General features: G+C 64.3%; 25 protein-coding genes. 9 read left to right on the plus strand and 16 right to left on the minus strand.

What is annotated here, in order from left to right:
- Positions 1-9 precede the first annotated feature (9 nt).
- Complete coding sequence (locus CT676_RS14140) at positions 10-1,434, minus strand: S8 family serine peptidase (protein ID WP_085405163.1); 1,425 nt, start codon at positions 1,432-1,434, stop codon at positions 10-12.
- A gap of 170 nt (positions 1,435-1,604) precedes the next feature.
- Here CT676_RS14140 and CT676_RS14145 point away from each other — a divergent pair, with 170 nt between their 5' ends.
- Positions 1,605-2,207, plus strand: a complete 603-nt coding sequence (locus CT676_RS14145; protein WP_028156299.1) for a pyridoxamine 5'-phosphate oxidase family protein — start codon at positions 1,605-1,607, stop codon at positions 2,205-2,207.
- Between the two features lie 172 nt (positions 2,208-2,379).
- Here the strand turns inward: CT676_RS14145 and bfr are convergent, their stop codons facing one another.
- The 3 genes from bfr to CT676_RS14160 all read right to left on the minus strand — a co-directional run bounded on the left by bfr (position 2,380) and on the right by CT676_RS14160 (position 3,730).
- Positions 2,380-2,868: a bacterioferritin gene (gene bfr / locus CT676_RS14150; RefSeq protein WP_014492874.1), complete on the minus strand. Its 489-nt coding sequence runs from the start codon at positions 2,866-2,868 to the stop codon at positions 2,380-2,382.
- A gap of 131 nt (positions 2,869-2,999) precedes the next feature.
- Positions 3,000-3,272 carry a (2Fe-2S)-binding protein gene (locus tag CT676_RS14155; protein ID WP_063981474.1) on the minus strand — a complete coding sequence of 91 codons (273 nt, stop codon included), beginning with the start codon at positions 3,270-3,272 and terminating at the stop codon, positions 3,000-3,002.
- Positions 3,273-3,433: 161 nt separating this feature from the next.
- A complete protein-coding gene (locus CT676_RS14160) occupies positions 3,434-3,730 on the minus strand; it encodes a hypothetical protein (protein WP_085405318.1) in 297 nt (98 codons plus the stop codon).
- 134 nt (positions 3,731-3,864) lie between these two features.
- On the opposite strand from CT676_RS14160, the gene CT676_RS14165 reads away from it, so the two are divergent.
- Both CT676_RS14165 and CT676_RS14170 read left to right on the plus strand, forming a co-directional pair.
- Positions 3,865-4,191 carry a hypothetical protein gene (locus CT676_RS14165; RefSeq protein WP_063981473.1) on the plus strand — a complete coding sequence of 109 codons (327 nt, stop codon included), beginning with the start codon at positions 3,865-3,867 and terminating at the stop codon, positions 4,189-4,191.
- A gap of 211 nt (positions 4,192-4,402) precedes the next feature.
- Entirely contained in the window at positions 4,403-4,684 is a 282-nt protein-coding gene (locus CT676_RS14170) for a hypothetical protein (protein ID WP_071910256.1), read from the plus strand.
- 99 nt (positions 4,685-4,783) lie between these two features.
- On the opposite strand, the gene CT676_RS14175 is transcribed toward CT676_RS14170, so the two are convergent.
- The gene (locus tag CT676_RS14175) at positions 4,784-6,010 is read right to left on the minus strand and encodes a lytic murein transglycosylase (RefSeq protein WP_085405164.1); all 1,227 of its coding nucleotides are present in this window, start codon (positions 6,008-6,010) and stop codon (positions 4,784-4,786) included.
- Between the two features lie 7 nt (positions 6,011-6,017).
- Positions 6,018-7,667, minus strand: a complete 1,650-nt coding sequence (gene ettA, locus CT676_RS14180; RefSeq protein ID WP_085405165.1) for an energy-dependent translational throttle protein EttA — start codon at positions 7,665-7,667, stop codon at positions 6,018-6,020.
- Between the two features lie 236 nt (positions 7,668-7,903).
- Between ettA and CT676_RS14185 the strand changes: the two genes are divergently transcribed.
- Both CT676_RS14185 and CT676_RS14190 read left to right on the plus strand, forming a co-directional pair.
- Positions 7,904-8,119, plus strand: coding sequence for a hypothetical protein (locus tag CT676_RS14185; RefSeq protein WP_085405166.1), 216 nt, complete (start codon positions 7,904-7,906; stop codon positions 8,117-8,119).
- 145 nt (positions 8,120-8,264) lie between these two features.
- Complete coding sequence (locus CT676_RS14190; RefSeq protein ID WP_085405167.1) at positions 8,265-9,227, plus strand: D-2-hydroxyacid dehydrogenase family protein; 963 nt, start codon at positions 8,265-8,267, stop codon at positions 9,225-9,227.
- Between the two features lie 57 nt (positions 9,228-9,284).
- Here the strand turns inward: CT676_RS14190 and CT676_RS14195 are convergent, their stop codons facing one another.
- The gene (locus tag CT676_RS14195) at positions 9,285-10,481 is read right to left on the minus strand and encodes a L,D-transpeptidase (protein ID WP_063986134.1); all 1,197 of its coding nucleotides are present in this window, start codon (positions 10,479-10,481) and stop codon (positions 9,285-9,287) included.
- A 362-nt stretch (positions 10,482-10,843) separates the two neighbouring features.
- Between CT676_RS14195 and CT676_RS14200 the strand changes: the two genes are divergently transcribed.
- Positions 10,844-11,614, plus strand: a complete 771-nt coding sequence (locus CT676_RS14200; protein WP_085405168.1) for a hypothetical protein — start codon at positions 10,844-10,846, stop codon at positions 11,612-11,614.
- A 2-nt stretch (positions 11,615-11,616) separates the two neighbouring features.
- On the opposite strand, the gene sseA is transcribed toward CT676_RS14200, so the two are convergent.
- The 3 genes from sseA to CT676_RS14215 all read right to left on the minus strand — a co-directional run bounded on the left by sseA (position 11,617) and on the right by CT676_RS14215 (position 14,303).
- On the minus strand, positions 11,617-12,471 hold the full coding sequence (gene sseA / locus CT676_RS14205) for a 3-mercaptopyruvate sulfurtransferase (protein WP_085405169.1): 855 nt from the start codon (positions 12,469-12,471) through the stop codon (positions 11,617-11,619).
- Positions 12,472-12,657: 186 nt separating this feature from the next.
- A complete protein-coding gene (locus tag CT676_RS14210; protein WP_085405170.1) occupies positions 12,658-13,071 on the minus strand; it encodes a rhodanese-like domain-containing protein in 414 nt (137 codons plus the stop codon).
- Positions 13,072-13,127: 56 nt separating this feature from the next.
- Positions 13,128-14,303, minus strand: coding sequence for a VWA domain-containing protein (locus CT676_RS14215; RefSeq protein ID WP_028156289.1), 1,176 nt, complete (start codon positions 14,301-14,303; stop codon positions 13,128-13,130).
- Between the two features lie 123 nt (positions 14,304-14,426).
- Between CT676_RS14215 and CT676_RS14220 the strand changes: the two genes are divergently transcribed.
- Positions 14,427-14,672, plus strand: coding sequence for a GlsB/YeaQ/YmgE family stress response membrane protein (locus CT676_RS14220; RefSeq protein ID WP_028152331.1), 246 nt, complete (start codon positions 14,427-14,429; stop codon positions 14,670-14,672).
- Positions 14,673-14,764: 92 nt separating this feature from the next.
- Positions 14,765-15,607 (plus strand): MoxR family ATPase, encoded by an 843-nt coding sequence (locus tag CT676_RS14225; RefSeq protein ID WP_085405171.1) that lies wholly within the window; start codon positions 14,765-14,767, stop codon positions 15,605-15,607.
- 66 nt (positions 15,608-15,673) lie between these two features.
- Here CT676_RS14225 and CT676_RS14230 read toward each other — a convergent pair whose 3' ends face one another.
- From CT676_RS14230 to CT676_RS14260, 5 genes are all read right to left on the minus strand, one after another.
- Positions 15,674-17,764: a hypothetical protein gene (locus CT676_RS14230; protein ID WP_135214820.1), complete on the minus strand. Its 2,091-nt coding sequence runs from the start codon at positions 17,762-17,764 to the stop codon at positions 15,674-15,676.
- A gap of 993 nt (positions 17,765-18,757) precedes the next feature.
- On the minus strand, positions 18,758-20,404 hold the full coding sequence (locus CT676_RS14245; protein WP_085405174.1) for a GMC family oxidoreductase N-terminal domain-containing protein: 1,647 nt from the start codon (positions 20,402-20,404) through the stop codon (positions 18,758-18,760).
- A 14-nt stretch (positions 20,405-20,418) separates the two neighbouring features.
- Positions 20,419-21,012: a GNAT family protein gene (locus CT676_RS14250; protein ID WP_028147003.1), complete on the minus strand. Its 594-nt coding sequence runs from the start codon at positions 21,010-21,012 to the stop codon at positions 20,419-20,421.
- Positions 21,013-21,169: 157 nt separating this feature from the next.
- A complete protein-coding gene (locus CT676_RS14255; RefSeq protein WP_085405175.1) occupies positions 21,170-22,096 on the minus strand; it encodes an SMP-30/gluconolactonase/LRE family protein in 927 nt (308 codons plus the stop codon).
- A 240-nt stretch (positions 22,097-22,336) separates the two neighbouring features.
- A complete protein-coding gene (locus tag CT676_RS14260; RefSeq protein WP_085405176.1) occupies positions 22,337-23,182 on the minus strand; it encodes an AraC family transcriptional regulator in 846 nt (281 codons plus the stop codon).
- 170 nt (positions 23,183-23,352) lie between these two features.
- Here CT676_RS14260 and CT676_RS14265 point away from each other — a divergent pair, with 170 nt between their 5' ends.
- Complete coding sequence (locus CT676_RS14265; protein WP_085405177.1) at positions 23,353-24,456, plus strand: mandelate racemase/muconate lactonizing enzyme family protein; 1,104 nt, start codon at positions 23,353-23,355, stop codon at positions 24,454-24,456.
- A 9-nt stretch (positions 24,457-24,465) separates the two neighbouring features.
- Here CT676_RS14265 and CT676_RS14270 read toward each other — a convergent pair whose 3' ends face one another.
- Positions 24,466-24,822 (minus strand): hypothetical protein, encoded by a 357-nt coding sequence (locus CT676_RS14270; RefSeq protein ID WP_085405178.1) that lies wholly within the window; start codon positions 24,820-24,822, stop codon positions 24,466-24,468.
- Positions 24,823-24,834: the final 12 nt, after the last annotated feature.

Genomic DNA, 24,834 nt, shown 5'->3' on the forward strand with positions numbered 1-24,834 from the left:
TCGCAGAATCTATTTTTGCCTCTTTCGCGCCGGCTTCGCCTTTGCAGTTTTCTTGGCAGTTTTCCTGCCCGATTTCTTGGCCGCTTTCGCGCGGCCGAGTGCAGCGGCAACATCCAGCAGGCCGGCGCCGTATTCCGGCGTAAAATCCTTGCCTCGCATCGCCGGCAATTTGATCGCTGTCGCGATCAGGCGCCTGGCGACCGCAAGCCCGGACGCCCTGGATTTCGGCTTGTTGATGTAGACGAGCGCGGCGGCGCCCGTCACATGCGGTGTTGCCATCGATGTCCCGGGCCAGGAATCGTAGCTGGTATGGTCGGCGAAGCTTGCCTTCACCCGGGGCACCGTCGACAGGATGTTGACGCCCGGCGCCACCAGCTTGATATGCTTCCCCGAATTGGAGAACGAGGCGCGCCGATGGGACTCGTCGACGGCGCCGACTCCGATCGTGTCCGGGTAGCCCGCCGGGTATTCCTTCGGATTGCCGTCCTCGAACTCGTTCCCCATCGCGGTGGAGATGATGACACCGGCCTCGATCAGTTCGGCGAAGGCCGTCGCTTCCGTCTTTGAATGGTCCTCGCCGCCAATGCTGAGGTTGATGACCTTGATGTTGGAATCGAGCGCGGCCGCAAGCGCCTTGCTGTAGAAATCGAAGTTGAAATTCTCGTCGTCGCATGCGCGCTTGGGATCGTCGAACACCTTCCAGCAGTGCAACCGGCAATTGGCCAGGCCTGCGATACCGACCGAGTTATTGACCACGGCCGCGATCGTGCCGCTGACATGGGTGCCATGACCGAGAAAATCACGCGGTCCGTTGCCGTCGTGCCTGTAGTCCTCGATCGCGTCCACGAGATCGGGATGTCCGGCGTCGACGCCGCTATCGAGCACAGCGACATGAACCCGCCCCGCACCTGGCCGCGGTCGATCGAACCATCTGATGGCGCGAAGGCCCCACTGCCGGATCTTCATGGGATCGGCGGCGGCACTGAGCCACCGGTTGGGAACGGGTTCGACCAGATCCACCGCCCTGGAGGCGCGCAGGCGCTTCAGGATGCCTGCATCGACCTTCCCGTCCTTCAACTGCACGATCTGAAATCCGGCCAGAGCCTCCCGCGGCGGCGCCGTTGCGGAGCGTGCTATCGAGCGATGGACCGCGGCCAAAGCCATCGCCTGGGGCTGCGCGGGCGCCTCATCGTCGCCGACCACGAACAGCGGCTTCATCGACTGAAGCCCGAAATTGTCGCGCAGGAAATCGATCGGACCTCTGACGTCATCGGGCATCGCAGCCATCAGCGCGCGTGACGTTGTCGCCTGAAGCGAGGCTGCCGCGATCTGCCGGGCAGCGGCCGGCTTCAACCGAACGATCAATTGTCCCGGGACATGCTTGCGACGGCGTGGCCGATCGCCCGCGACCCGCATTGCCTGCGTTGGGGCCATGACGAATTCCTCGCTTGAAAAGCAACAAAGTACGACACCCGTTATAAGCGAAATTTCTGGTCTACGCCACCTGCGTCATGCCGTGGCTACACCGGGCCGCACCTGCTATTTCGGGGATAGCGGTCGAGCCGGAGAATGCTATCCTGTGCCCCTCAATCAGGGAGACCTTCGTGACCGATCTCTGCGCCGAAGACCTCGCCACCATCTATGCCAAGCCGAGCCCGCGCGTGATCGCAAAGGCGCGTCCCGCGATCGATGCGCATGCGAAGAAATTCATCGAGATGTCGCCGTTCTGCGTGCTCGCTACGTCAGGCGTCGACGGCAGCGTCGATGCATCGCCGCGCGGCGGAGGGGTTGGCTTCGTCCATGTCGCCGGCCCCAACCAGGTGCTGATGCCTGACCGTGCCGGCAACAACCGGATCGACAGTTTTCGCAACGTCGTCGAAGGCTCGGGCTTCGTGCATCTGCTGTTCTTCGTCCCCGGCATCGACGAGACGCTGCGTGTCGGCGGACGCGGCACGCTCTCGGCCGATCCGGACCTGCTCGCATCGATGGTGGAATTCGGCAAGCCGCCGCGCGCGGTCCTGAACGTCGCGGTCAGCGAAGTCTATTTCCACTGCGGCAAGGCGCTGATGCGCTCGAAGCTGTGGTCACCGGAGAAGGTGCAGCGCTCGGTGATGCCCAGCATCGGCCAGGTCATTCACGACCAGACGGGCCTGGGGGAGCCGGAGAGCCAGGAGATCGTGGAAGAGCGCTACAAGACGCAGTTGTAGGTGAGAGCGTTCGCCGCTCGAAAGAACCGTCATGCCCGGGCTAGACCCGCCTGCGCGGCCGAAGTCGCTTCGGCGAGGCGAAGGCCCGGGCATCCACGTCTTCGTCGCGCGGCCAAACGTGGATGGCCGGGACAAGCCCGGCCATGACGAAGGAGAGAGCCGGTGCCGGAGCTTAGTGGCCCTCGCCCTCGAGCCCGCCGACGTGCTTCTGCGTGTAGAGTTCGAGGCCGATGCGGCCGATCAGGTCGAGCTGGGTTTCGAGGAAATCGATATGGTGTTCCTCGTCGCTCATCAGCTTCTCGAACAGGTCACGGGTGACGTAGTCCTTGGCGCCGTTGCAATAGCCGGCGGCCTCCTGGTAGAGCGCCCGCGCGCTCATCTCGGCGGCGAGATCGCACTCGATGATCTCCTTGACGTTCTGGCCGATGCGCAGGGGGTCGAGCACCTGCATGTTCGGGAAGCCGTCGAAGAACAGAATCCGCTCGGTGAGCTTGTCGGCGTGCTCCATCTCCTCGATGGACTCCTTGCGCCAGACCTTGGCCATGTCCCGCAGGCCCCAATTGTCGAGGAAGCGGTAGTGCAGCCAGTATTGGTTGATTGCAGTCAGCTCGTGGCGCAGCGCCTTGTTGAGATAGTCGATGACTTTTGCGTCGCCCTGCATGATGCACTCCAAATCTTGCGTCCAAATCGGCCCTAACCGACTTTAGAACGCTTCTAAATCAGTTTAAGGACGAGAGCAACCGGCCACGGGGACGCAGCCGGGGAAAAGCTCAGCCGAAATTGCGGAAGTTTTCAGCAGGCCGCGAGGGCGAACCGGGGGAGTTCCGCCGTCTCGTCATTGGCGGCCACGGTGTGGCTGTGCGGGCAGCCCGAGCAGCAGGACTTGGCGCAGGGGCCAAGAGTTTCGTCGATGATGGTCTTGATGGTACGGGCGCAGCGGCCGCATTCGGCGCTACAGCCGAGGCATCCATAGACCTGCTTGGCATGACGTACGGCGTCGTCGGACTCGGCGACCGCGGCGCGGATGTCGTCATCGCTCAGCACGTTACAGGAACAAACGATCATGGAAGCGGCAGGCCCTTCGGTGATGCGTCATCATCGATATTTAAGGGGCCGTCCGGATGCAAAGGGAAAAACCGGTATTTGAAGCTATTCCAAACTAGCCCGGAAACAGCCTAGAACGGCTCTAAAATAGGGAGTTGCACTGGATCAAGATCTTGGCGGACCTAGTCACCGCCACCGCCTCCACCACCATCGCCGCCACCTCCGCAATCCCCGCCACTGCTACCGCTATCGCTGCTGGAACAGCTGTCGCTCGAGCTCCCCGAGCTGTCGCTGGAAAACCAGCTCCCCAGCGAGAAGCCGTCGCTGGCCGCTGAATAGCCGTCGCCGCTACTCCCTCCGTCACTACCAGCACCCGCGCGCGAGCGCCGGCCGCGGTTCTGGAGATGGGCGAACCAGCCATAGCCAATCGCGAAAATGACCCCGGCAGCGATCAAAGTATTCATCATCGCGTTGCCCATCGTCGTCTCCCTCGCGGACCTGCGATCCATTAATTGGTCGTCCTCGGCGAAGGTGCCGTTCATTGATCATTCAAACGAAGTATGGAACTTTACCCCCAAAGAGTTCCCGCCTGTTTGTGCGAAAGGTCACGCCAATGAAGAAGTTCTTACTGACGGTCGCCGCCGTCGCCACCCTGGCCCTCACGGCCGGGACACCGGCCCACGCTCAGCGTGGTGTCGCCGCCGGCGTGGCCGCCGGGATCATCGGTGGCGCCATTGTCGGCGGCGCGCTGGCTTCTCCGTATTATTACGGACCCGGTCCGGGCTACTCCTATGGCCCCGGCTACTACCCGCCCCGCTACTACGCGCCGGGTCCCGGCTATGTCGCGGACGACTACTACGGTGACGGCTGCGTCTGGCAGAGGCAGCGCTTCTGGGATGGCTACGCCTGGCGCACCCGCCGCGTCAGAGTCTGTGGCTGAGGCGCGCTGAACCGGTTCACTACGGACGCGCCGTTCATCTCCGGGCCTGAAAAAGACCGCTTTTTCTCGTCACAGCTCCGTGCGCGTTTACCGTGGATTGACCAATTGCGCGCTTCCTAGCTGCACGGTCGATTTCATCAGAGTGTGCGTGAACCTTTGAAACCCGGGCGCTCCTAACAAGGGACGTCCATCTCCCAGGAGAGCCAAGAGCATGAAGAAGACTTTTGTTGCCGCCCTCACGGTTGCGACGATCGCCGGTTCGCTGGTGACCGCCACTCCGTCCGCGAAGGCCCATGACGGCGTCGGCGCCGGCATCGCAGCCGGCCTGATCGGTGGCGCCATCGTCGGCGGCGCCATCGCGTCGAGCCGTCCCGCCTATGGCGGACCGGTCTACATTGCCGAGCCCCCGCCGCCCGCGCCCTGCTACTGGCAGCGCCAGCGCTATTGGGACGGTTACGGCTGGGTCGTCCGCCCGGTTCGCGTTTGCTACTGATCTGATCGCAAGATCCGATCGCATGGCGCATCCGCGCCGCGATCGAAGCCCGGCCGAGCACCTCGGCCGGGCTTTTTCTTTGGCGAAGAGTTAAGGCCGCTACCGCGCCGCCTGGATCGAGCGCAGCACCTCTTCGCTCGGCCAGCAATCGACCTTGAGGCCTGCCGACTTCTGGTAGGCGCCGAGCGCCGCGCGCGTCTGCATCCCGGCCTTGCCGTCGATCTTGTCCTTGTAGAGCCCAACGCGCGTGAGCCCGCGCTGCATGGTCTCGACGTCCTTGGTGCGCAACTGCTTGGAGGCCACCCATTGTGTCGCGAACGGCAGCGGGCTCGTCATGCGGTCGCCGAGATGGCCGACGAACAGCACGTAGAGGTCGGAGAAATTGTACTCCTTGATGACGAAGTAGTTCTTCGTCGTCAGGAACGATGGGCCGTAAATGCCTTCCGGCTGCAGCAGCGAGGCCGGCTGCGCCTGCTCGGCAGCGCTCAGCTTCTCGCCACGCACCGGCACAAAACCTTCGCGCAGCCACTGGCCGATCGGCTTCGTCACCTCGGGCACGCCGCTGGTGCAATCGACCTTGGCCGGCGCCTGCACCTCGTAAGCCCAGCGCACGCCGCTCTGCCAGCCCTTGTTGACGAGCTGCTGCGCGGCCGAGGCCAGCGCATCCGGCACCGAATGCCAGATGTCGATGCGGCCGTCGCCGTCGAAGTCGACACCGTGCTTGTAATATTCGGACGGCAGGAATTGCGTGAGCCCGGTGGCACCCGCCCAGGACGAGCGCATGTCCTTGCGCGTCACCACGCCCTCGCCGAGGATCTTCAGCGACAGGATGAACTCGTTCCGATAGGTGTCCTTGCGTCGCCCGACATAGGCCTGCGTCGCCAGCACGCGCACGAGATCGTAAGGCAGCGTGTAGCGGCCGTAATCGGTCTCGCGGCCCCAGATCGCGAGCATGATGGTGGCCGGCACGCCGGATTTCTTCTCGATCTCGCTCAGCGCCGGACGATATTTTTGCAGCAGCCGCTGCCCCTCGCCCGCAAGCCGCGCGATCGAGGCTTCCTTGACGTAGTCGGCCGGCACCTGCACGAACTCGGCCTGCGACGGTGCGCCGGTCGCGGGCCGTCCGGGCAGGATCAAATCGGGCAGCTTGTAATCAGGCTCGAGCCCGCGCGTCTGCTCATCGAATGTCGCGCGCGACACGCCGGCGGCCTGCGCCTCCGGCCAGAGCGAGGCGATGAACTGCGTGAAGGCGGCATCGGCGGCGCGGGCGGGCGACAGGCCGCAGATGATAGCGATCACCGCAGCTATGAGCGCCCGCCGCATCATGCCGAAATCACCGCGTCAGCTTCTTGTACTTCACGCGGTGCGGAATGATGCTGTCCTGGCCGAGACGGCGCATCTTGTCCTTCTCGTAGTCCTGGAAGTTGCCTTCGAACCATTCGACGTGGCTCTCGCCTTCGAAGGCCAGGATGTGGGTTGCGATGCGGTCGAGGAACCATCGGTCATGGCTGATGATGACGGCGCAGCCGGCGAAATCTTCCAGTGCCTCTTCGAGCGCGCGCAGCGTATCGACGTCGAGATCGTTGGTCGGTTCGTCGAGCAGCAGCACGTTGGCGCCGGACTTCAGCATCTTGGCGAGATGCACGCGGTTGCGCTCACCGCCGGAGAGCGCGCCGACCTTCTTCTGCTGGTCGGCGCCCTTGAAGTTGAACGACGAGCAATAGCCGCGCGAGTTCACTTCCTTCTTGCCGAGCAGGATCAGCTCGTTGCCGCCGGAAATCTCCTCCCACACGTTCTTGTTGCCGTCGAGCGCGTCGCGCGACTGGTCGACATAACCGAGATGCACGGTCTCGCCGACCGTGATGGTGCCCTTGTCCGGCGTTTCCTGCTTGGTGATCATCCTGAACAGCGTGGTCTTGCCCGCGCCGTTGGCGCCGATCACGCCGACGATGCCGCCAGGCGGCAGCTTGAAGGTAAGATCGTCGATCAGCAGGCGATCGCCATAGCCTTTGCTGAGCGTTTCGAAATCGACGACGTTGGCGCCGAGCCGCTCGGCAACTGGGATGATGATCTGCGCGGTCTGGGTCTGCTTCTCGCTCGCCTGCTTGAGCAGATCCTCGTAGCGCTGGTAGCGCGCCTTGGATTTGGCCTGACGCGCCTTCGGCGAGGACGCGACCCATTCCTGCTCGCGGGCGATCGTCTTCTGATGCGCAGCGTCTTCACGGCCTTCCTGCTCGAGCCGCTTCTGCTTCTGCACCAGCCAGGACGAGTAGTTGCCCTCGTAGGGAATTCCCTTGCCGCGGTCGAGCTCGAGAATCCAGCTCGTGACGTTGTCGAGGAAGTAGCGGTCGTGGGTGACGATCAGGATCGCGCCGGGATAGTTGCGCAGATGACCTTCCAGCCACGACACGGACTCGGCGTCGAGATGGTTGGTCGGTTCGTCGAGCAGCAACAATTCCGGCTGATCGAGCAGCAGTTTGCACAGCGCGACGCGGCGGCGCTCACCGCCGGAGAGTTTCGTCACATCGGCATCGTCGGGCGGACAGCGCAGCGCGTCCATCGCCTGGTCGACCTTGCTGTCGAGATCCCAGAGGCCCTGGGCCTCGATCTCGTCCTGCAGCTTGGTCATCTCGTCGGCGGTTTCTTCCGAATAGTTCATCGCCAGCTCGTTGTAGCGATCGAGAATGGCCTTCTGCTTGGCGACACCCAGCATGACGTTCTCGCGCACGGAGAGCGCCGGATCGAGATGCGGTTCCTGCTCGAGATAGCCGACGCGGGCGCCCTGGGCGACCCAGGCCTCGCCGTTATACTCCTTGTCGAGGCCAGCCATGATCTTGAGCAGCGTCGACTTGCCCGAGCCGTTGACGCCGAGCACGCCGATCTTGGCGTCCGGGTAGAACGACAGATGAATGTTATCGAGCACCTTCCGGGTCGGGTAGCTCTTGGTCAGGCCCTGCATGAAATAGATGAACTGGCGCGCCATCGGTCCCGTGAAACCTTCGATTTGAGGAAATTTGCTTGCCGCCGATGTAACGATCCCGCCCCCAAAGGGCAATGTTTTCCCTCCGTTCACCACGGTTGAATACGGGATGGACACCATCCGGCCGCCGATCCGGACAATTGAAACCATTTTTTAATAAAGTGGGCCAAAGCTCGTCATGGCGCCGAAAAAGACGCCACCCGCGGCAGAAGCGACGGGGAGAACAGCGAGGCCACATCATGGCTCTGATCGAGACCAATTCCATCGCCGTTCCGGCACGAGCCGGTAGCGCTTCCGGACTCGTCACGGAGATCAAGGGCTTCTGGAAGCGTTTCTTCGCTACCGCTTTCAACCCTTACCGCCCCGAGCTGCACTACATGCGTGGTCCCGGTCCCGCCTGGCGCGCCAAGCACGGCATTGATACGCCGTTCCGCCTCAAGCAACGCGACCTCTGAACCCTTCCCCCCTATCGGATCTCCTATCGGATTTTTGAACACGTCAGCTGCTTGCGCGCAGGCGTGATTGCGCGCAACCATGGCCAGGTTCCGACGATGGCGCTCCCCGCCTGGCGCCGTCACCTCTCGCCATGGATGAAAGCTGATGACGCGGCTGCGCTGTGCAATTCTCGACGACTATTTCAACCTCGCCCTCGACGTCGCCGACTGGCAAAAACTGTCCGATCGCGTCGACGTCACCGTGTTCAGCCATCCCTTTGCCTCGGAGCAGGCCGCGGCGAGCGCGCTGGCCGATTTCGAGATCATCTGCGCGATGCGCGAGCGCACGGCGTTCCCCAAGAGCCTGTTCGCGTCGCTGCCGAAGCTGAAGCTGCTTTTGACCTCCGGCATGCGCAACGCCTCGATCGACATGGAGGCTGCGAAGGCGCAAGGCGTTGCCATCGGCGGCACGCAATACTCCCGCGATCCGACCGCGCCGCTGACCATGGGCCTGATCCTCGAACTGACCCGCGGCATCGGCCGCGAGAACGCGCGCATGCATGCCGGCGAGCCCTGGCAGAGCTTTGCCGGTGTCGAGATCGAGGGACTGACGCTCGGCGTCGTCGGGCTCGGCAAGCTCGGCAGCAAGATGGCGGGCATCGCGAAAGCATTCGGCATGAACGTGATCGCCTGGAGCCCGAACCTCACGCCGGAGAAATGCGCGGCGGCCGGCGTCGGCTACGCCACCAAGGAGGAGCTGTTCGCCAAGGCCGATATCATCACCATCCATGTGGTGCTGAGCGATCGTTCGCGCGGACTGGTCGGGGCTGCCGATCTCGCGCGGATGAAGCCGACGGCCTTCCTCGTCAACACCGCGCGCGGTCCGATCGTGGACGAGCAGGCGCTGCTCGAGGCCTTGCAGCAGCGGAAGATCGCGGGCGCCGGCATCGACGTATTCTCGGTCGAGCCGCTGCCGGTCGACCATCCCTTCCGCAAGCTCGACAATCTCGTGCTGACGCCGCATCTCGGCTACGCCACCGAGGACGGCTTGCGCATCCATTACGGGCAGATGGTCGAGGCGATCGACGCCTTCACCGGGGGTCGCGAGCTGCCGCGCAAGCTGGCCTGAAACGAAAAGGGCGTGCCGACGGCACGCCCTTCACTGATCTGAATTGTCTCGTAGCGCTTAGCGCACGGTGACCGGCGCGGGCAGCGGCGGCACCACCGTCGGCTGGGTGCCTGGGACGGGGCCAGCCTGGGCAGCCATCGGAGCCGGACCGGCAGCGCCCGACGTCGGCGCAGCGGAGGCGGTCGCCGTTCCTGGCGGCGGGCCACCCGGCATCACCACCACGCGGGTGCCGACTTTGACGCGGTCGAACAGGTCGGAGACGTCCTCGTTCAGCATGCCGATGCAGCCCGACGACACGAACTTGCCGATGGTCGAAGGCTGGTTGGTGCCGTGGATGCGGTAGACGGTCGAGCCGAGATACATCGCGCGTGCGCCGAGCGGATTGCCGGGGCCGCCGGCCATGAAGCGCGGCAGATAGGGCTGACGCTCGATCATCTCGGTTGGCGGATGCCAATCCGGCCACTCGGCCTTGCGGGTGATCTTCTGCACGCCGGTCCAGGTGAAGCCGTCGCGGCCGACGCGGACGCCGTAGCGGATCGCACGGCCGCCTCCGAGCACGTAATAGAGGTAGGTGTTCGGGGTATCGACGATGAGCGTTCCAGCCGGCTCCTTGGTCGCCAGCGAGACTTCCTGGCGGCGCAGGTTCGGCGACAACTGCGCGGGAGCAGCGTCGGGCTGCTCCTCGGGCGGCAGCGAAGCGATCGCCATCGGCCGGCCATCGTTGCCCACGGGCGGCTGGCCGGACTGAACCGTTCCGGTCGCGGCGGGACCACCGACGGCCTCCGGCGGACGCAGGCCGTCCCTGCCGGGTGCCTGACCCGGGCGATCGGCATAGATCACCGCGGGCGGGCCGGCGGGGCGGCCATAGCGGGGATCGTCGGGCGACATCACGGGGCCCTGCGGCGGCGCCGCCGAATAGACCGGCGGAGCGCCAGCCGGACGGCCATAGCGCGGATCATCGGGCGACATCACCGGCCCCTGCGGCGGGGCGGCGGAATAGACCGGCGGAGGGCCAGCCGGGCGGCCGTATCGCGGATCGTCGGCCGGACCAAGCGGCGGCAGCGACGCCTGCGGCATCGCGTCGTCTTCATCGTCCAGCGAGTCGAAATTCGGCGTGCGGTCGCCGGGGCGATATTCGGCCGGAGCGCCATAGCTCGGCGCCTGCTGGACCGGATAGCTCTGAGCCTGTGCGAGCGAGGTTCCCGCCGCAGCGACTGTTGCGGCAGCGCATATCGTCAGAAAATGTTTGATCATCATCGCTCTTGTATAGTCCCCGAGCCCATCCGGACCGTTAACGGCCAGATGACCGAAGATAGCGGCACATTCAAGACATTACAGGCTGATTTGTGCCTGAGTTAGCGATTTGTGATGCAGGCACACACAGTTGCCTCGTTGCATCAGGGGGCGGAAATCGCATCGGGCCGCAGATTGCCGGAGTCTCCGGCCCCGAATTTAAGGGAACGGCGCGGAGGCGTTGCGATATGTTCGAATCAGCCTGATTCGCCTCCGCTCTGAGCTTCTGTCCCTGGCGAACGGCAATCAGTACCGTCACCGCGTTCAGATGGCTCTTGGGTCCCGGCCGCCACCCGCCGGGGCGGAAATTCGTAACCCGTCCGATGCTTCCCGGCTTTCGCTTCCTGTTTGCCGCGATCCTGCTGTCAACCTCCATCCTGGTGTTCGGCCTAGGTGTCGCCGCGCTGCTGCGGGCCACCCACGAGCAGTATGTCAGCAACCCCTCCTGGCGGAACGGCCCACAGGAGAAGGTGTTTGCGCAGGTTTCCGAGCCGGCCCAGCCGGTGCTCGCGGCGCTCCGCGCCGAGCCTGAGGCGGCCGCCGAGCCCACGCCATCGCTGCGCGACCGGGTGCCGACCATCGGCTTGCCGGCGAACGAGCCCGAACAGGTGGCCGCCCTGACGACCGAGCCCGACGTGCCGCCGCAGGTCCCTGAGGCCGCGCCTCCGGTCGCCGAGCCGGTGCAGGCCGAGGCCACGACGGAAGCCATCGCGCCGGCTCCTGCCGACACACTCACCCGGGCCGACACCACGGCATCGATCCCCGAGGCCACGCCTGCCGTGACCGCCAGCGAACCGGCGCCGGCTGATCCCGGTGAGGGCCTTGCCTCCCCGGCGCCCGACATTGCCCCGGCCAAGGTGGCCGCGCTGAACGATCCGGCGGCGCCGGCCTTGAAGGATGCGCCGGCGAAGGCCAAGGGAGACGCGAAGACGGACAGCAGCGCCCCGGACAGCAAGGCGGCCAAGCGCCAGGCGAAGGCGAAGAAGCGGCACCGCATGGTGCAGCGTCCTCCGCCCCAGCAGTTGCGGCAGAGCTATGATCTGTTCGGCCAGCAGCAGATGCTGGCGACAACGGCCACGCGCACGCGCCAGTAAGGCTACGCCGGCCCGGTCGCGACCGGCGGGCCGCCGGCCTGGCCCCATTCCGACCACGAGCCGTCATAGAGCGCGGTGTCGGTGATGCCGAGGCGATAGAGTGCGAGCGTCAACACGCCGGCGGACACGCCCGATCCGCAGCTCGTCACGATCGGCGCATCGAGCTTGACGCCGGCGTTCGCGAAGGCAGCGCGGAGATCGTCGAGCGGCTTCATGGTGCCGGTCGCGGCATCGAACAGCTGATTGTAGGGCACGTTGCGCGCGCCCGGGATGTGGCCGGAGCGGATGCCCGCGCGCGGCTCGGGCGCGCGGCCCTCGAAGCGGTCGGCGGCGCGTGCGTCGATCACCTGCTCCTTGCTGCTTTCGACGTTGGCGATCAGCTGCTGCATGCTGCGTACGCGTTTTGAATCGTAGCTCGCCCTAAACGTCGCGGGCTTCGGCCTCACCTCGCCGCTCTCGACCGGACGCCCCTCGGCGCGCCACTTCTTCAGCCCGCCATTGAGGATGCGCACATTGCTGTGGCCGAAGGCCAGGAACATCCACCAGGCGCGGGGAGCAGCGACCCAGCCGCCGGCATCGTAGAGCACGACGGTGTCGGCATTGGAGATGCCGAGATTGCCCGCGTCACGGCCGAACTGCTCGGCGCTCGGATACATGTGCGGCAGCGGGTTTGAATGATCCGACACCGCGTCGACGTCGAAGAACACGGCGCCCGGCAGATGCGCGGCAAGATAGTCGTCCTTCGGCAGCGGCAGCACGCCCGGCAGCTTGAAGCTGGCGTCGAGGATCTTGACGTTGGCGTCGTCAATGTGGGCGGCGAGCCATTCGGTGGAGACGAGGGGGTCGGTGGCGGTCATGCGAGGTCTTTCTTGTCATTCCGAAGTTGAAGCAATGCGCATCAAACTCCGCTGTCATCGCCCGGCTTGACCGGGCGATCCAGTATTCCAGAGGCGGTTGTGATTGAGTCGAGAAGCTGCGGCGTACTGGATTCCCCGCTTTCGCGGGGAATGACAGCGGAGATTGGCGCGACAGCGCAGCACTTCTCACCCCTTCTTCTTCGGCTCCCACTGCTCCACCGGACCGCCGGCATCGCGCCAGGCGGCATAGCCGCCGGCGATGTGGGCGACGGGCTTCAGGCCCATGTCCTTGGCGGTCTTCGCCGCGAGCGCGGAGCGCATGCCGCCGGCGCAATGGAAGACGAATTTCTTGTCCTGCTGGAAGATCGGCTTCGCATAGGGGCTCTGCGGATCGATCCAGAATTCGAGCATGCCGCGGGTGCAGGCGAACGCGCCGGGGATGCGACCGTCGCGCTCGATCTCACGGGGGTCGCGGATGTCGACGATGACGACGTCACCGTTCTTGGAGATCTCGATGGCCTCCTTGGCGTTGAGCGTCTCGATCTCGGCATTGGCCTCGTCGATCAGCGCCTTGATGCCGCGGGTGATGGTCTGGGGCATGTGGTTCTCCCTCTTGTCGGCCTCTGCGCGGCCGTCCGGACTGACGGCGCGTGCAGCTAGTGCGTCAATTCCTTCATCGCACCCTCAAGACCCTCGATCGTGATCGGGTACATGCGGTTGGCAAAGATGCGTTTGATGATGGTGGTCGATTCCGAATAGTCCCAGTGCTTCTGCTGCACCGGATTGAGCCACACCGTATGCGGATAGGTGCGGATGATGCGGTCGAGCCAGACCGAGCCCGGCTCCTCGTTGACATGCTCGACCGAGCCGCCCGGCACCATGATCTCGTAAGGCGACATCGATGCGTCGCCGACGAACACGACCTTGTAGTCGTGCGGGTATTTGTGCAGCACGTCCCAGGTCGGCGTGCGGTCGGTGAAGCGGCGCTTGTTCTGCTTCCACACGCCCTCATAGAGGCAATTGTGGAAGTAGAAATACTCCATGTGCTTGAACTCGCTCTTCGCCGCCGAGAACAGCTCCTCTACCTGCTCGATATGCGAATCCATCGAGCCGCCGATGTCGAAGAACACCAGCAGCTTCACCGCATTGCGCCGCTCGGGCCGCATGTGGACGTCGAGATAGCCGTGATTGGCAGTCTCGCGGATGGTGGTGTCGAGATCGAGTTCGTCAGGCGCGCCGGTGCGCGCGAACTTGCGCAGGCGCCGCAGCGCCACCTTGATGTTGCGGATGCCGAGCTCGACATTGCCGTCGAGATCCTTGAACTCGCGCTTGTCCCACACCTTCACGGCACGGTTGTTGCGGTTCTTCTCCTGGCCGATGCGGACGCCTTCGGGATTGTAGCCGTGGGCGCCGAACGGCGAGGTGCCGGCAGTGCCAATCCACTTCGAGCCGCCCTGGTGCCGGCCCTTCTGCTCCTCGAGGCGCTTCTTCAGCGTCTCCATGAGCTTGTCCCAGCCCATGGCCTCGATCTGCTTTTTCTCCTCCTCGCTGAGGTATTTCTCGGCGAGCTTCTTCAGCCACTCCTCGGGGATCTCCGCCTTCTCCATGGCGTCGAGCAGGCTTTCCAGCCCCTTGAACACCGTGCCGAAGACGCGGTCGAACTTGTCGAGGTTACGCTCGTCCTTCACCAGCGAGGTGCGCGACAGATAGTAGAAATTCTCGACCGAGTAGTCCGACAGATCAGCGTCGAGCGCCTCCATCAGCGTGAGGTATTCGCGCAGCGTCACGGGGACCTGCGCATCGCGCAGAGAAGTGAAGAATTGCAGGAACATGGGTGACAGATTGCCCGTCGGGGGGCGAACGTCAAGGGGCGCAGCCCGGCGCGGGACGCTGGACCGGTCGGCTTTTTGCTCTAGAATTGACCGTCTCACGGGGTTGTTTTGGGGACGTTTGCAATGGGAATTCTCGCGGCGCTCATCATTGGCGCGATCGCCGGCTGGCTTGCCGGCAAGATTGTCCATGGGGCGGGATTTGGGCTGATCGGCAACATGGTGGTCGGCATCATCGGCGCGCTGGTGGCGAGCTGGGTGCTGCCGCAACTGCATATTGCGCTGGCCACCGGCACGATCGGCGCGATCGTGGACGCCACCATCGGCGCGGTGATTGTGCTCGTCATCCTTTCGCTGATAAAACGGGTCTGAAAGCCTGACCGAACCAGGAACGGCCGCCATGAGCGGCCGTTCCGTTTGTTGGACCAGGGCGATGCCCGGCCGACGACCAACAAGGACGCGCGATGAAATTTACCGGCACCAAGGACTATGTTGCGACCGACGATCTCAAGGTCGCCGTCAATGCCTCAATCGTGCTGGAGCGGCCGCTGCTCATCAAGGGCGAGCCCGGCACCGGCAAGACCGTGCTGGCGGAGGAAGTGGCGAAGGCGCTGAACGCGCCGCTTTTGACCTGGCACATCAAGTCCACCACCAAGGCGCAGCAGGGCCTCTATGAATACGATGCGGTGTCGCGCCTGCGCGACAGCCAGCTCGGCGATGCCCGTGTCTCCGACATCAAGAACTACATCAAGCGCGGCAAGCTGTGGGACGCCTTCACCGCCGAGCAGCGCCCGGTGCTCCTGATCGACGAGATCGACAAGGCCGACATCGAATTCCCGAACGACCTGCTGCTCGAGCTCGACCGCATGGAATTCCATGTCTACGAGACCGGCGAGACGATCAAGGCGAAGCAGCGCCCGATCATGATGATCACCTCCAACAACGAGAAGGAGCTGCCGGACGCCTTCCTGCGCCGCTGCTTCTTCCACTACATCAAGTTTCCCGACGCCGACACGATGGGCCGCATCGTCGACGTCCATTTCCCCGGCATCAAGAAGCGCCTGGTCGAGGAAGCGCTGCGCATCTTCTTCGAGGTGCGCGAGGTGCCAGGTCTGAAGAAGAAGCCCTCAACCTCCGAGCTGCTCGACTGGCTCAAGCTGCTGCTCAACGAGGACATGAGCGTCGAGCAACTGCGCGAACGCGACCCGCGCAAGCTGATCCCGCCGCTGCACGGCGCGCTGCTCAAGAACGAGCAGGACGTGCACCTGTTCGAGCGGCTGGCGTTTTTGAGCCGGAGGGAGGTTTGATCTGCAAGCGCGCAGAGACAACCTGACCGCAATTCCTACCGCTACTCTGGGCCGCGCTTCCCCGCGTCATCTCGGATTCGGATGACCGTCAAGGCGGAGCTGATAAACGAAATAGGTTGGGGTACAGAACCCGATCTTTCGGCTTCTCAAGTTATTCAACGCCGGGGCACTGACGTTGAACCTTACACTCGAGACAAAATCCGGCATCTGCTGGCAAATATAGTCCTCGCGGCAAAACCGCGACGGCGAGCATGTGTTCAGGAGGCCGCGGCCGACGCCAGCGGCGAAAATGCCGCTGTCGAAATATCCCTTGGCCATCTGCTCAAAGCCCTTGCCTCCGACGATCGCGCAGATTTCCTCGGGCACGCTGCCCGGCCGGATCACCGCCAGCGACGCCTCCTCGGGCTTGCAGGGACGCGTGACGCGGCCCAGCGGCACGCCGATCTTCGTTGGACGGCAGTTGTAGCCGTAGCCGCTCAATTTTCCTTCCGACAGCTTGTAGACGAGTTCTTCCTTGCTGACGCGGTCGCTGAACGCGCGCAGGTTGAAGCCGAGCGGGTTGTTGGCGGCGGTCTTCGCTGTGGAGTCCTCGATGACGTTTGAGCGGCAGCTCAAACCGGCGGCGACATTCTGTGCCGCGGCCACGCATTGGCCGAGATTGGAGGAAGTCGCAGCGTTCGTCACCAACGCCTGACAAGTGAGGTTACGCGTGGCATTGCAGCTCCATTTCGCGGCCTGCGCCAGATCCGCATTCAAAGGGCACGGCATGTTGTCGCCGGCGACAACATAGGCCGGATTTCCGCTCTCCCAGGCCGCCGGGGGCGCCGAAGGATGCGGGCGAAAACTGTTCGGCGCCTGACCGAGCGAAACCCGCTCGACATAGTCCTTGCGGCGAACAAGTTCCGCGTAGACATGGGGCGAGAACGGCAATTGCAACTCGTTACCGTCAAGGGCGTTTCTGATGGCGTCCGCGTCGCGGCCGAAATCGAACCGGTCCACGCCGAGAAAATGGAATCCGGCGGTCGAGGATGATTGATGGCAGCCCATGCAGGACGACGTGTTCAGGCGTTCGAGCAGACCCGCGCCGGATTGCACGAATTTTGGTGACCTCCCGGGGACACCCGCCGCCGCGACGATCCGTGCCGCCTGCTCGCTGCCGATTGCGAGATCGAAGGGACGATTGGCCATGCGCGCGCTGCCGGCAGTGGAAAAACTCAGCGCGATATCGGCCTCCAGGCTCTCCGGTATCCTGAAGGTGCCGTTGTCGATCTCGGCGATGTGGCCTGCGAGATAGTCCTGCAACTGCTTCTGTTTGGCGGGATCCTTCAGGATTGCCTGCACATCGGGCGTATTTTCCAGCCGTGTCGGCTGAAACTTGCCATCCCTCAGCGCGAAGATCCGCATCCAGTAGATCGCCTGTCCGGCGAATTTGCGGTTCTCCATGTTTTCGAGGTCTGATGGGAAGCGCACCACCTGCGCATTGATCTCCATCTGCTTGAAGATTAGTCGCGAAAAATCCAGCGGCCCCTGCAGCAGGCGTTGGGCAACCACTGCCGGATCGTCAGTATCGATCCCGGCGACGCGCCAGAGCGAGGCGACGTTCTGGCAATTCCTGCCGTCATCCGCGTAACTGAACACCATGTTCACGGTGAACGGCATGCGCGACGCGTAAGTCTTGCCGTTCATCCTCACTTCGTAGCCGAGCCGGTAGATGAAACGCAATTCGCCGCAATGCGCGGAATTGAAATCGCGGCGGTCCATCCGATTGACTACGCCCGACAGGAGGAACAATCCGTCGCTGGAACCGAGCCATCTCTCGTTAAACACGCGCGCAACATTGCCATTCAGCCGCAGCGTCTTGCCAGCGTCCGTTTTGGCCGACTTCGGGTCGTAGGTTTTCAGGATCTCCTTTTCCCAATCGATGCCGAGTCCCGCTGTGATACGCGTGATGTCGGCGGACATCACGGCAGCAAACTGCGCGTAGGTCCCACTGAATTGAGACAAATCGCTCGCCCGCGTCGGGCCGTCCGCGACCGCCGGCTGCGGCAGCTTTTGCGCGGCGTGAATTTTCCTGAACAGGGTCACCAGCGAAAGCGCGGATGAATTGTCATGATCGAGCACCGCGAGCAGAGGCCCCTGGCTGATCAGGGTCGTCACCTCTGCGGAAGCCCGGGGAGACTGGGCAAAGCAGGGAGAGATCGTGAGAATCAAGAGGCAGAGTATTGAGATGAAGCGCATCTGCTGTTTCTACTACGTCAAGGCGCATCCCGCAATTTAAGGGTGAATGTCCCGAGGAGCCCGCGCTCGAGGAAAGAGGGAAAGCGCACACTCTCCACATCGTCATTGCGAGCGCAGACGCGCCGCAGCATCCTCGCGGCGCATTTCGCCCGAGCTTTGCTGTCTCCGTTACGCCCTCCAGGAAAGAGGGCGCAGGGAAGGCCGGGTGCCGGCTGGCACCCACGGTCCGCTGTGCGAAAGCACACGCAGAAGAACTGCACAGCGGCATACAGGTGAAGCCAAACACACGGCCTTCCCTGCGCAGTGGTCGGACGGCGTATGCCGTGCTCTCCCGGGAGCCGAGTTCGTTCTGGCCTCCCTCACCCCTGCGAAAGTCGCCGACACCGCGCCGGTTGACGCAAATGCCGCATCCGCAAGAGCTTGACCGTAGCAACGACGGCCAGGACCACACGATTTTGCCGTACGCACACAGCGCCGCTCGTCCGCACGAAGCCTCAGGGCTCACGGAGAGCAATCCGCCCTGCCCTTAGCCTCTCGCGCCCGACGCTGCCGCGTCCACCGCAACCCGGCCCGCGTTTCGAACGACTCGCGAACCGCCCCTCTTCCTCGGACCGGGCTGTTTCGATCTATGCCGCAATTCCGAATTTCGGTAAAGTGGAATATTTTTGTGGGAAGGGATTGACGGGTGACGGGGTGTTTTGCCCGACGGGCTAAACCACCGCGACATGCAACGCTCTCGGTGTCCCGGACGCGCTGCAGCGTGCAACGCTGCTGCGCAGAGCCGGGACCCACGCGTACGATCGCGCTCTCGGTCACATGGGCCCCGGCTCTGCAGTGCACCGCATCGGACGATGCTTCGCATCGCCGGGAGCGCTGCGCAGCGTCCGGGGCATGAGACCTTCCTACGCCACCCTACGCCACTGCGGCGTCCGGAATCCGCGCGGCTTCTATCGGCTGCTTGCCGCGGATCAGGTCCGAGGCACGATCCGCGATCATCATGGTGGAGGCGTTGAGATTCGCCGAGATCATGCGCGGCATCACGGAGGCGTCGATGACGCGGAGGCCCTCCAACCCGTGGACGCGGAGCTGGTCGTCGACCACCGCCCACGTGCTGTCCGCCGGGCCCATGCGGCAGGTGCAGCCGGGGTGGAAAGTGGTGGTGCCGCGTTCGGTGGCGGCGGCGAGGAATTCGTCGTCGGTGTTGATGTTGGGGCCGGGGAAATCCTCGTAGGCGTAATAGGGCGACAGCGGCGCACTCTTCAAAAGCCTGCGCGCGAGCTTCATGCCGCCGACGATGACGCGGCGGTCGAGCTCGGCGTCGAGATAGTTGGTCTGGATGATCGGCGGCGCGAACGGATCGTTGGAGCGGATGCGGACATAGCCGCGGCTCTCCGGGCGCTGCTGCCAGGACGCCACCGTCATGCCGGGCTCGTCCTCGAGCTGGCCCTGCACGCCTTCCTTGTAGCTCGCCGGCGTGAAGGTGAGTTGCAAGTCGGACGAGTCCGCGCTCTCGCCGGAGTGCCAGAAGCAATAGACCATGGTCGGCGACAGCGAGAGCAGGCCGCGGCGCGCGGTCGCCCATTTCAGAGCCTCGATCCACAACGAGAAGCCGCGGCGGAGCTCGTTGATGGTCTTGATGTCCTTCACGCGCGCTACGGTGCGCGGGGCGTAATGATCCTGCAGACCTTCGCCGACCGGCAGCGCATGGCGCACCGCGATCCCTTGCGCGCCGAGCAGATCGGGTGAGCCGATTCCGGAGAGCTGAAGCAGCTGCGGCGAATTATAGGTGCCGCCGGACAGGATCACTTCCTTGTTGGCGCGCACTTCGACCGGCGTGCCGCCGCGGCCGCCCTTGCTGTAGCGCACGCCGACGGCGCGCTTGCCTTCAAAAATGATCTCGGTCGCGTGCGCGTGGGTATGCACATGCACGTTCGGGCGCTTCATCGCGGGCTTGAGGAACGCGGTCGAGCCGGAGACGCGCAGGCCCTTGTCGATGGTGCGCTGGCAGTAGGAGACGCCTTCCTGCTTAGCGCCGTTGTAATCGGGGTTGCGGGGAATGCCGAGCGAGACCGCGCCTTCCATGAAGGCCTCGCAGAGCGGATCGCGCCAGTCCATGGTGGTGACGGTGAGGTTGCCGTCGCGGCCGCGATAGGTGTCCTCGCCCTCGCCGACCCGCTTTTCCAGCCGCTTGAAGTAAGGCAGCACGTCGGCATAACCCCAGCCGCGATTGCCCATCTGCGCCCAGGTGTCGAAATCCATCCGCTGGCCGCGATTGTAGATGTGGCCGTTGATCGAGGACGAGCCGCCGAGCGTCTTGCCGCGCGGCGCATAGATGCTGCGCCCGCCGGTGTAGGGCCCCGGCTCCTGCTGGTAGGCCCAGTTGATGCTCTTCATGTGGAAGGTCTTGATGAAGCCCGCCGGCAGATGGATGTAGGGATGCCAGTCGCTCGGGCCCGCCTCGAGCACGCAGACGCTCACGTTCGGATCTTCGCTGAGCCGGCTGGTCAGTACGCAGCCGGCGGAGCCCGCGCCGACGATCACATAATCGAATCTGTCCATGGTGCCTCGGCCGCTCAGCGCGGCTTGTCGTTGAGTTGATAGTTCAAATGCGTCCGCACCGTCGGCCATTCGGCGGCGGTGATGCTGTAAACCACGGTGTCCCGCAGCGTGCCGTTCGGCGTGACCTGGTGGCTGCGCAGAATGCCGTCCTGCTTGGCGCCCAGGCGCTCGATGGCGCGGCGGCTCTGGTGGTTGAAGAAATGCGTGCGGAATTCGACCGCGATGCAGTTCAGCGTCTCGAAGGCGTGGGTCAGCAGCAGAATCTTGCACTGCGTGTTGAGCGGCCCGCGCTGCGCGCTCTTCGCATACCAGGTCGAGCCGATCTCGACGCGGCGGTTGGCGGCATCGATGTTCATATAGGTGGTCTGGCCGACGATCTTGCCGCCGGCATCGAACACGGTGAACGGCAGCATCGAGCCTGCGGCCTGGAGGCCCAAGCGGCGGTCGATCTCCTTGGCCACGTTCTCCGGCGTCGGGATCGCGGTGTACCAGATCGTGTAGAGCTCGCCGTCCTTCACGGCCTCCACCAGCCCCTCGCGATGCTCTTTCGACAGCGGCTCGAGACGGGCGTGCTGCCCACGCAGGGTGACGGGATCAGGCCAGGGCATTTCTCTCTCCATAATGACTGCCGTCCTTCCGAGGCGCGACGACGTCGCGAGCCCGGAATCCATAATCACCGCTCGGGGTTATGGATTCCGGGCCTGCGTGCTGGCGCACGCATCCCGGAATGACGACCGACGCATCGGCACGGCTGCTCAGATACATTCACTTATTCAGAAAGTTCAACGGCAAACCGCAGCGCGGCCAGTCCATGGCGATCAGTTCGCCCTTGCCTGAGAGCGTGATGTAGGCGGTCTTGAGCTCGGGACCGCCGAAGGCGATGTTGGTGGTGACGCGATCGCCGGTCGGGACCTGCTCGACCAGGGTCCCGTCAGGCGCGATCACCGAGATGCAGCCGGAGACCAGGGTGGCGACGCAGACATTGCCGTTCGCCTCCACCGCGAGCGAGTCGAACATCTGGTAGCCGCCGAGGCCGCAGATCGGCTTGCCGCGCTCGCCACGGTAGATCACCTCGCGCGGCTTAAGCGTGCCGGGCGCGGACAGCTCATAGGCCCAGAGCCGCCCCGTCGGGGTCTCCGCGATGTAGACGGTGTTCTCGTCCGGCGACAGGCCGATGCCGTTGGCCGGCAGCACGCCATGCACGACCTCGACGATCTCGGTCATGCCGGGCTTGAGATAATACATGCCGCCGACATCCATCTCGCGGGCGCGGCGCTTGCCGAGATCGGAGAACCAGAGGCCGCCATGCTTGTCGAAGACGAGGTCGTTCGGCCCGCGCAGATCGTGCTCGCCGCATTTGGTCACGACGGTCTCGACCTTGCCCGATTGCAGATCGACGCGCTGGATCGAGCCACCGAGATAGCTGTCCGGCTGCGGGCCGGGCATGATCATCTTGCCGGTCGGAATCCAGGAGAAGCCGCCATTGTTGCAGATGTAGATCTTGCCGTCGGGGCCGAGGGCTGCGCCGTTCGGGCCGCCCGGCACCTTGGCGACGACCTCCTTGCGGCCGTCGGGATGGATTCGGGTCAGGCGCTGGCCGCGAATTTCCACCAGCACGACCGAGCCGTCCGGCATCACCACCGGCCCTTCGGGAAATTCGAGGTCGGTGGCGAGAATGCGAACGTTGGACATGGGGACCCTCCCGGCTGCTTGTTATGGCTTGCACGGGATGTCCGGCACGGGCCCCACACGCAAGATTTGCCGGCGGTTATGACAAAGTCGCCGGGGCTTGCCAAGCAAGCGGGATGGTATGCCAGCGTTGCAACGTAAAGCGCGATGACATATCGCGCTTTAGGTCTTGCTTGAGCATGATCTCTTCGGAAAACCGCTGCGCACTTTGCGCGAACGCGGCCCTTCGGGTCCGGATCGTGCTTACTCCCGCACTGGTATCCAAATCTCGAAGCCGCCATTGCCGGTCGCGGGATCGAATTTCTCGTCATAGCGCTCGAAGTTCGGCGCATCCGCGGCCTTCAGGCCGGACGCCGGCAGCCACTGATTCCAGATCGTGTTGACGGTGCGGCGGATCGAGGCGACGTGCTCGGTGTGGGTGAACACCGCGTAGCGCTGCTCGGGAATGCGGATGCGACCGAAGCGGCGCGGCAGGTCGGAGAAATCGGCGACCTCGACGCCGGCGATGTAGTCGAAATTGCCGGAATCATCGCCGTTGCAGCAGACGCCATAGGCGACTTGAGATTTTCCCTGGCCGACGCGCGCGGGAACGTCGGCGACCTCCTGATGGAAGCGGTGCCACAGCCCCGGAATGGCGGCGCCGTTGTCGCAGGAGATGCGCTCGGCGGGGCCGGCGACGAGGAAGGCCTTCGCGGTTTCGAAACGCGGCGGGACGAGGTGGTCGAGCATGGTGGAGTCCATGAGGATCGGCTCCTGAAGCTTGAGTTTGTCGAGGCGCGTTGCCGCCCGCACCGCTTCGGGTGTGGTGCCAAACTGGTCGCGGAACGCGCGGGTGAACGCTTCGTGCGAGCCGTAATCCGCCTCCAGCGCCAGCGACAGGATGTCCGGCGCGCCGTTCGCAAGACTGCGCGCCGCTTCCGTCAACCGCCGCGCGCGCACGTAGCGCATCACAGGAAGTCCGGTGGCTGCGGCAAACGCCCGCACGATGTGGAACCGCGACACGCCAGATATCGCAGCAATCTCGTCGAGCGTCATCGGCTCGGCCAGATGGCTCTCGATATACCAGAGCGCGCGCTGGGCTGGGTTCATGCGTCAAGGGCCCTCGTTCGAAGCCTGGCGATGATGCGCTGACGGCCACCGCCTCGCTTGATCGGCATTGCTGTCCTTGCATGAGAATAGTTCCGGAATAGCCACTGGCAACGCCCCGGCATTCGCAGCTACACTCATCGCAACCGCTCACCAGAAAGAGGAACCGCGTCATGGAAATCACCGATGTGCGGGCGCACCATATCCGCATCCCCTATGACGCCGGTGTCGCGAGCTTTCGCCAGGGCGCGTCCGCAATCTCCGCGCTCGACATGGTGCTGGTCGAGGTCACGACCGATGCCGGACTGACCGGCTGGGGCGATGCCTTTGCCTATGTCTCCCCCCGCACCACGCGAAGCGCCGTCGAGGAGATGATCGCGCCGCAGGCCCGCGGGCTGAAGGTTCCCGATGCCGCCGGCATTCCCGCGGTGATGGAACAGATCCAGCGCAACCTGCATCTGTTCGGCCGCTACGGCATCACCATGTTCGCGATATCAGGGCTCGACATCGCGCTGTGGGACCTGGCTGCGAAGATCGAGGGCGCGCCGCTGCATCGCCTGCTCGGAGCAAGCAAGCGCTCGAACATCCCCGCCTATGCGAGCCTGCTGCGGATCGGCTCGCCTGAGAACATCACGGGCGAATGCAAGAAGGCGCTCGCGCTCGGCTATGGCGCCATCAAGCTGCACGAGACCACGACGCCGGCGGTGTTTGCCGCGCGCGAGGCCATTGGGCCCGGCATCCCGCTGATGGTCGACATGAACTGCCCGCTCACAGGCGAGCAGGCGATCGCATTCGCGAAGGCGTGCGAGGACGCGCAGCCGATGTTTCTGGAAGAGCCGGTCTGGCCGCCGGAGGATTTTACCACGCTCGCCGAGGTCCGCCGCAAGGGCGGGCTCGGCGTCGCCGCCGGCGAGAACGCCTGCACGGAGTATCAATTCCGCCAGATGATGAATGCAGGCGCGGTGAGCCACGCCCAGCCGTCGGTGACCAAGGTCGGCGGCATCACGGAATTTTTGAAGGTCGCCGCACTCGCCGATCAGCTCGGCGTCAAGATCGTTCCGCACTCCCCGTATTTCGGTCCGGGCCTGCTGGCGACATTGCACCTGCTGGCGACGCGTGACGACGGGTTGGTCGAGATGTTCTATCTGAAACGCGAAGCGTGTCTGTGGGGCGGCCGCGCCGATGTCGATACCACCGGCCACGTCGCGGTGCCCTCGGGACCCGGGCTCGGCTATGAGCCCGATCGCGGCGTGATGGAGCGCTACCGCGTGGCGTGACGGCGACGCCTATTTCGCCGCATCCTTCGGTGGCGGCGCGTCCTGCTTCTTCTTCAGATCGTCCGCGATCTTCACCTGTGCAGCCTGGAGATCGCCCAGCGTCTTCTGCAGGCCGGCCACAGTCGTCTTCAGCGCGTCGATCTGGCGGTTGGCGGCATCGAGCTTCTGCTGATGATCGAGCGTCAGCTTGGTGATCGTCTTCTGCAGGAAGTCGACGTTGCTCTGCAGGCAGCTCGTGCGCCGCTCCATGGTCTTCTCGACGGTACAGATCTCGATGCCGGGCACGTCTTGCGCGCGGACCGGCGCAATCGCCAGCGTGGCGAGCAACAACATCGCGAAACAAACGCCGGCACTTCGAAGCGACATGCAGGTTCCTCG

It is taken from the genome of Bradyrhizobium sp. MOS001 (assembly GCF_004634465.1).
GTDB classification, from domain to species: Bacteria; Pseudomonadota; Alphaproteobacteria; order Rhizobiales; family Xanthobacteraceae; genus Bradyrhizobium; species Bradyrhizobium barranii.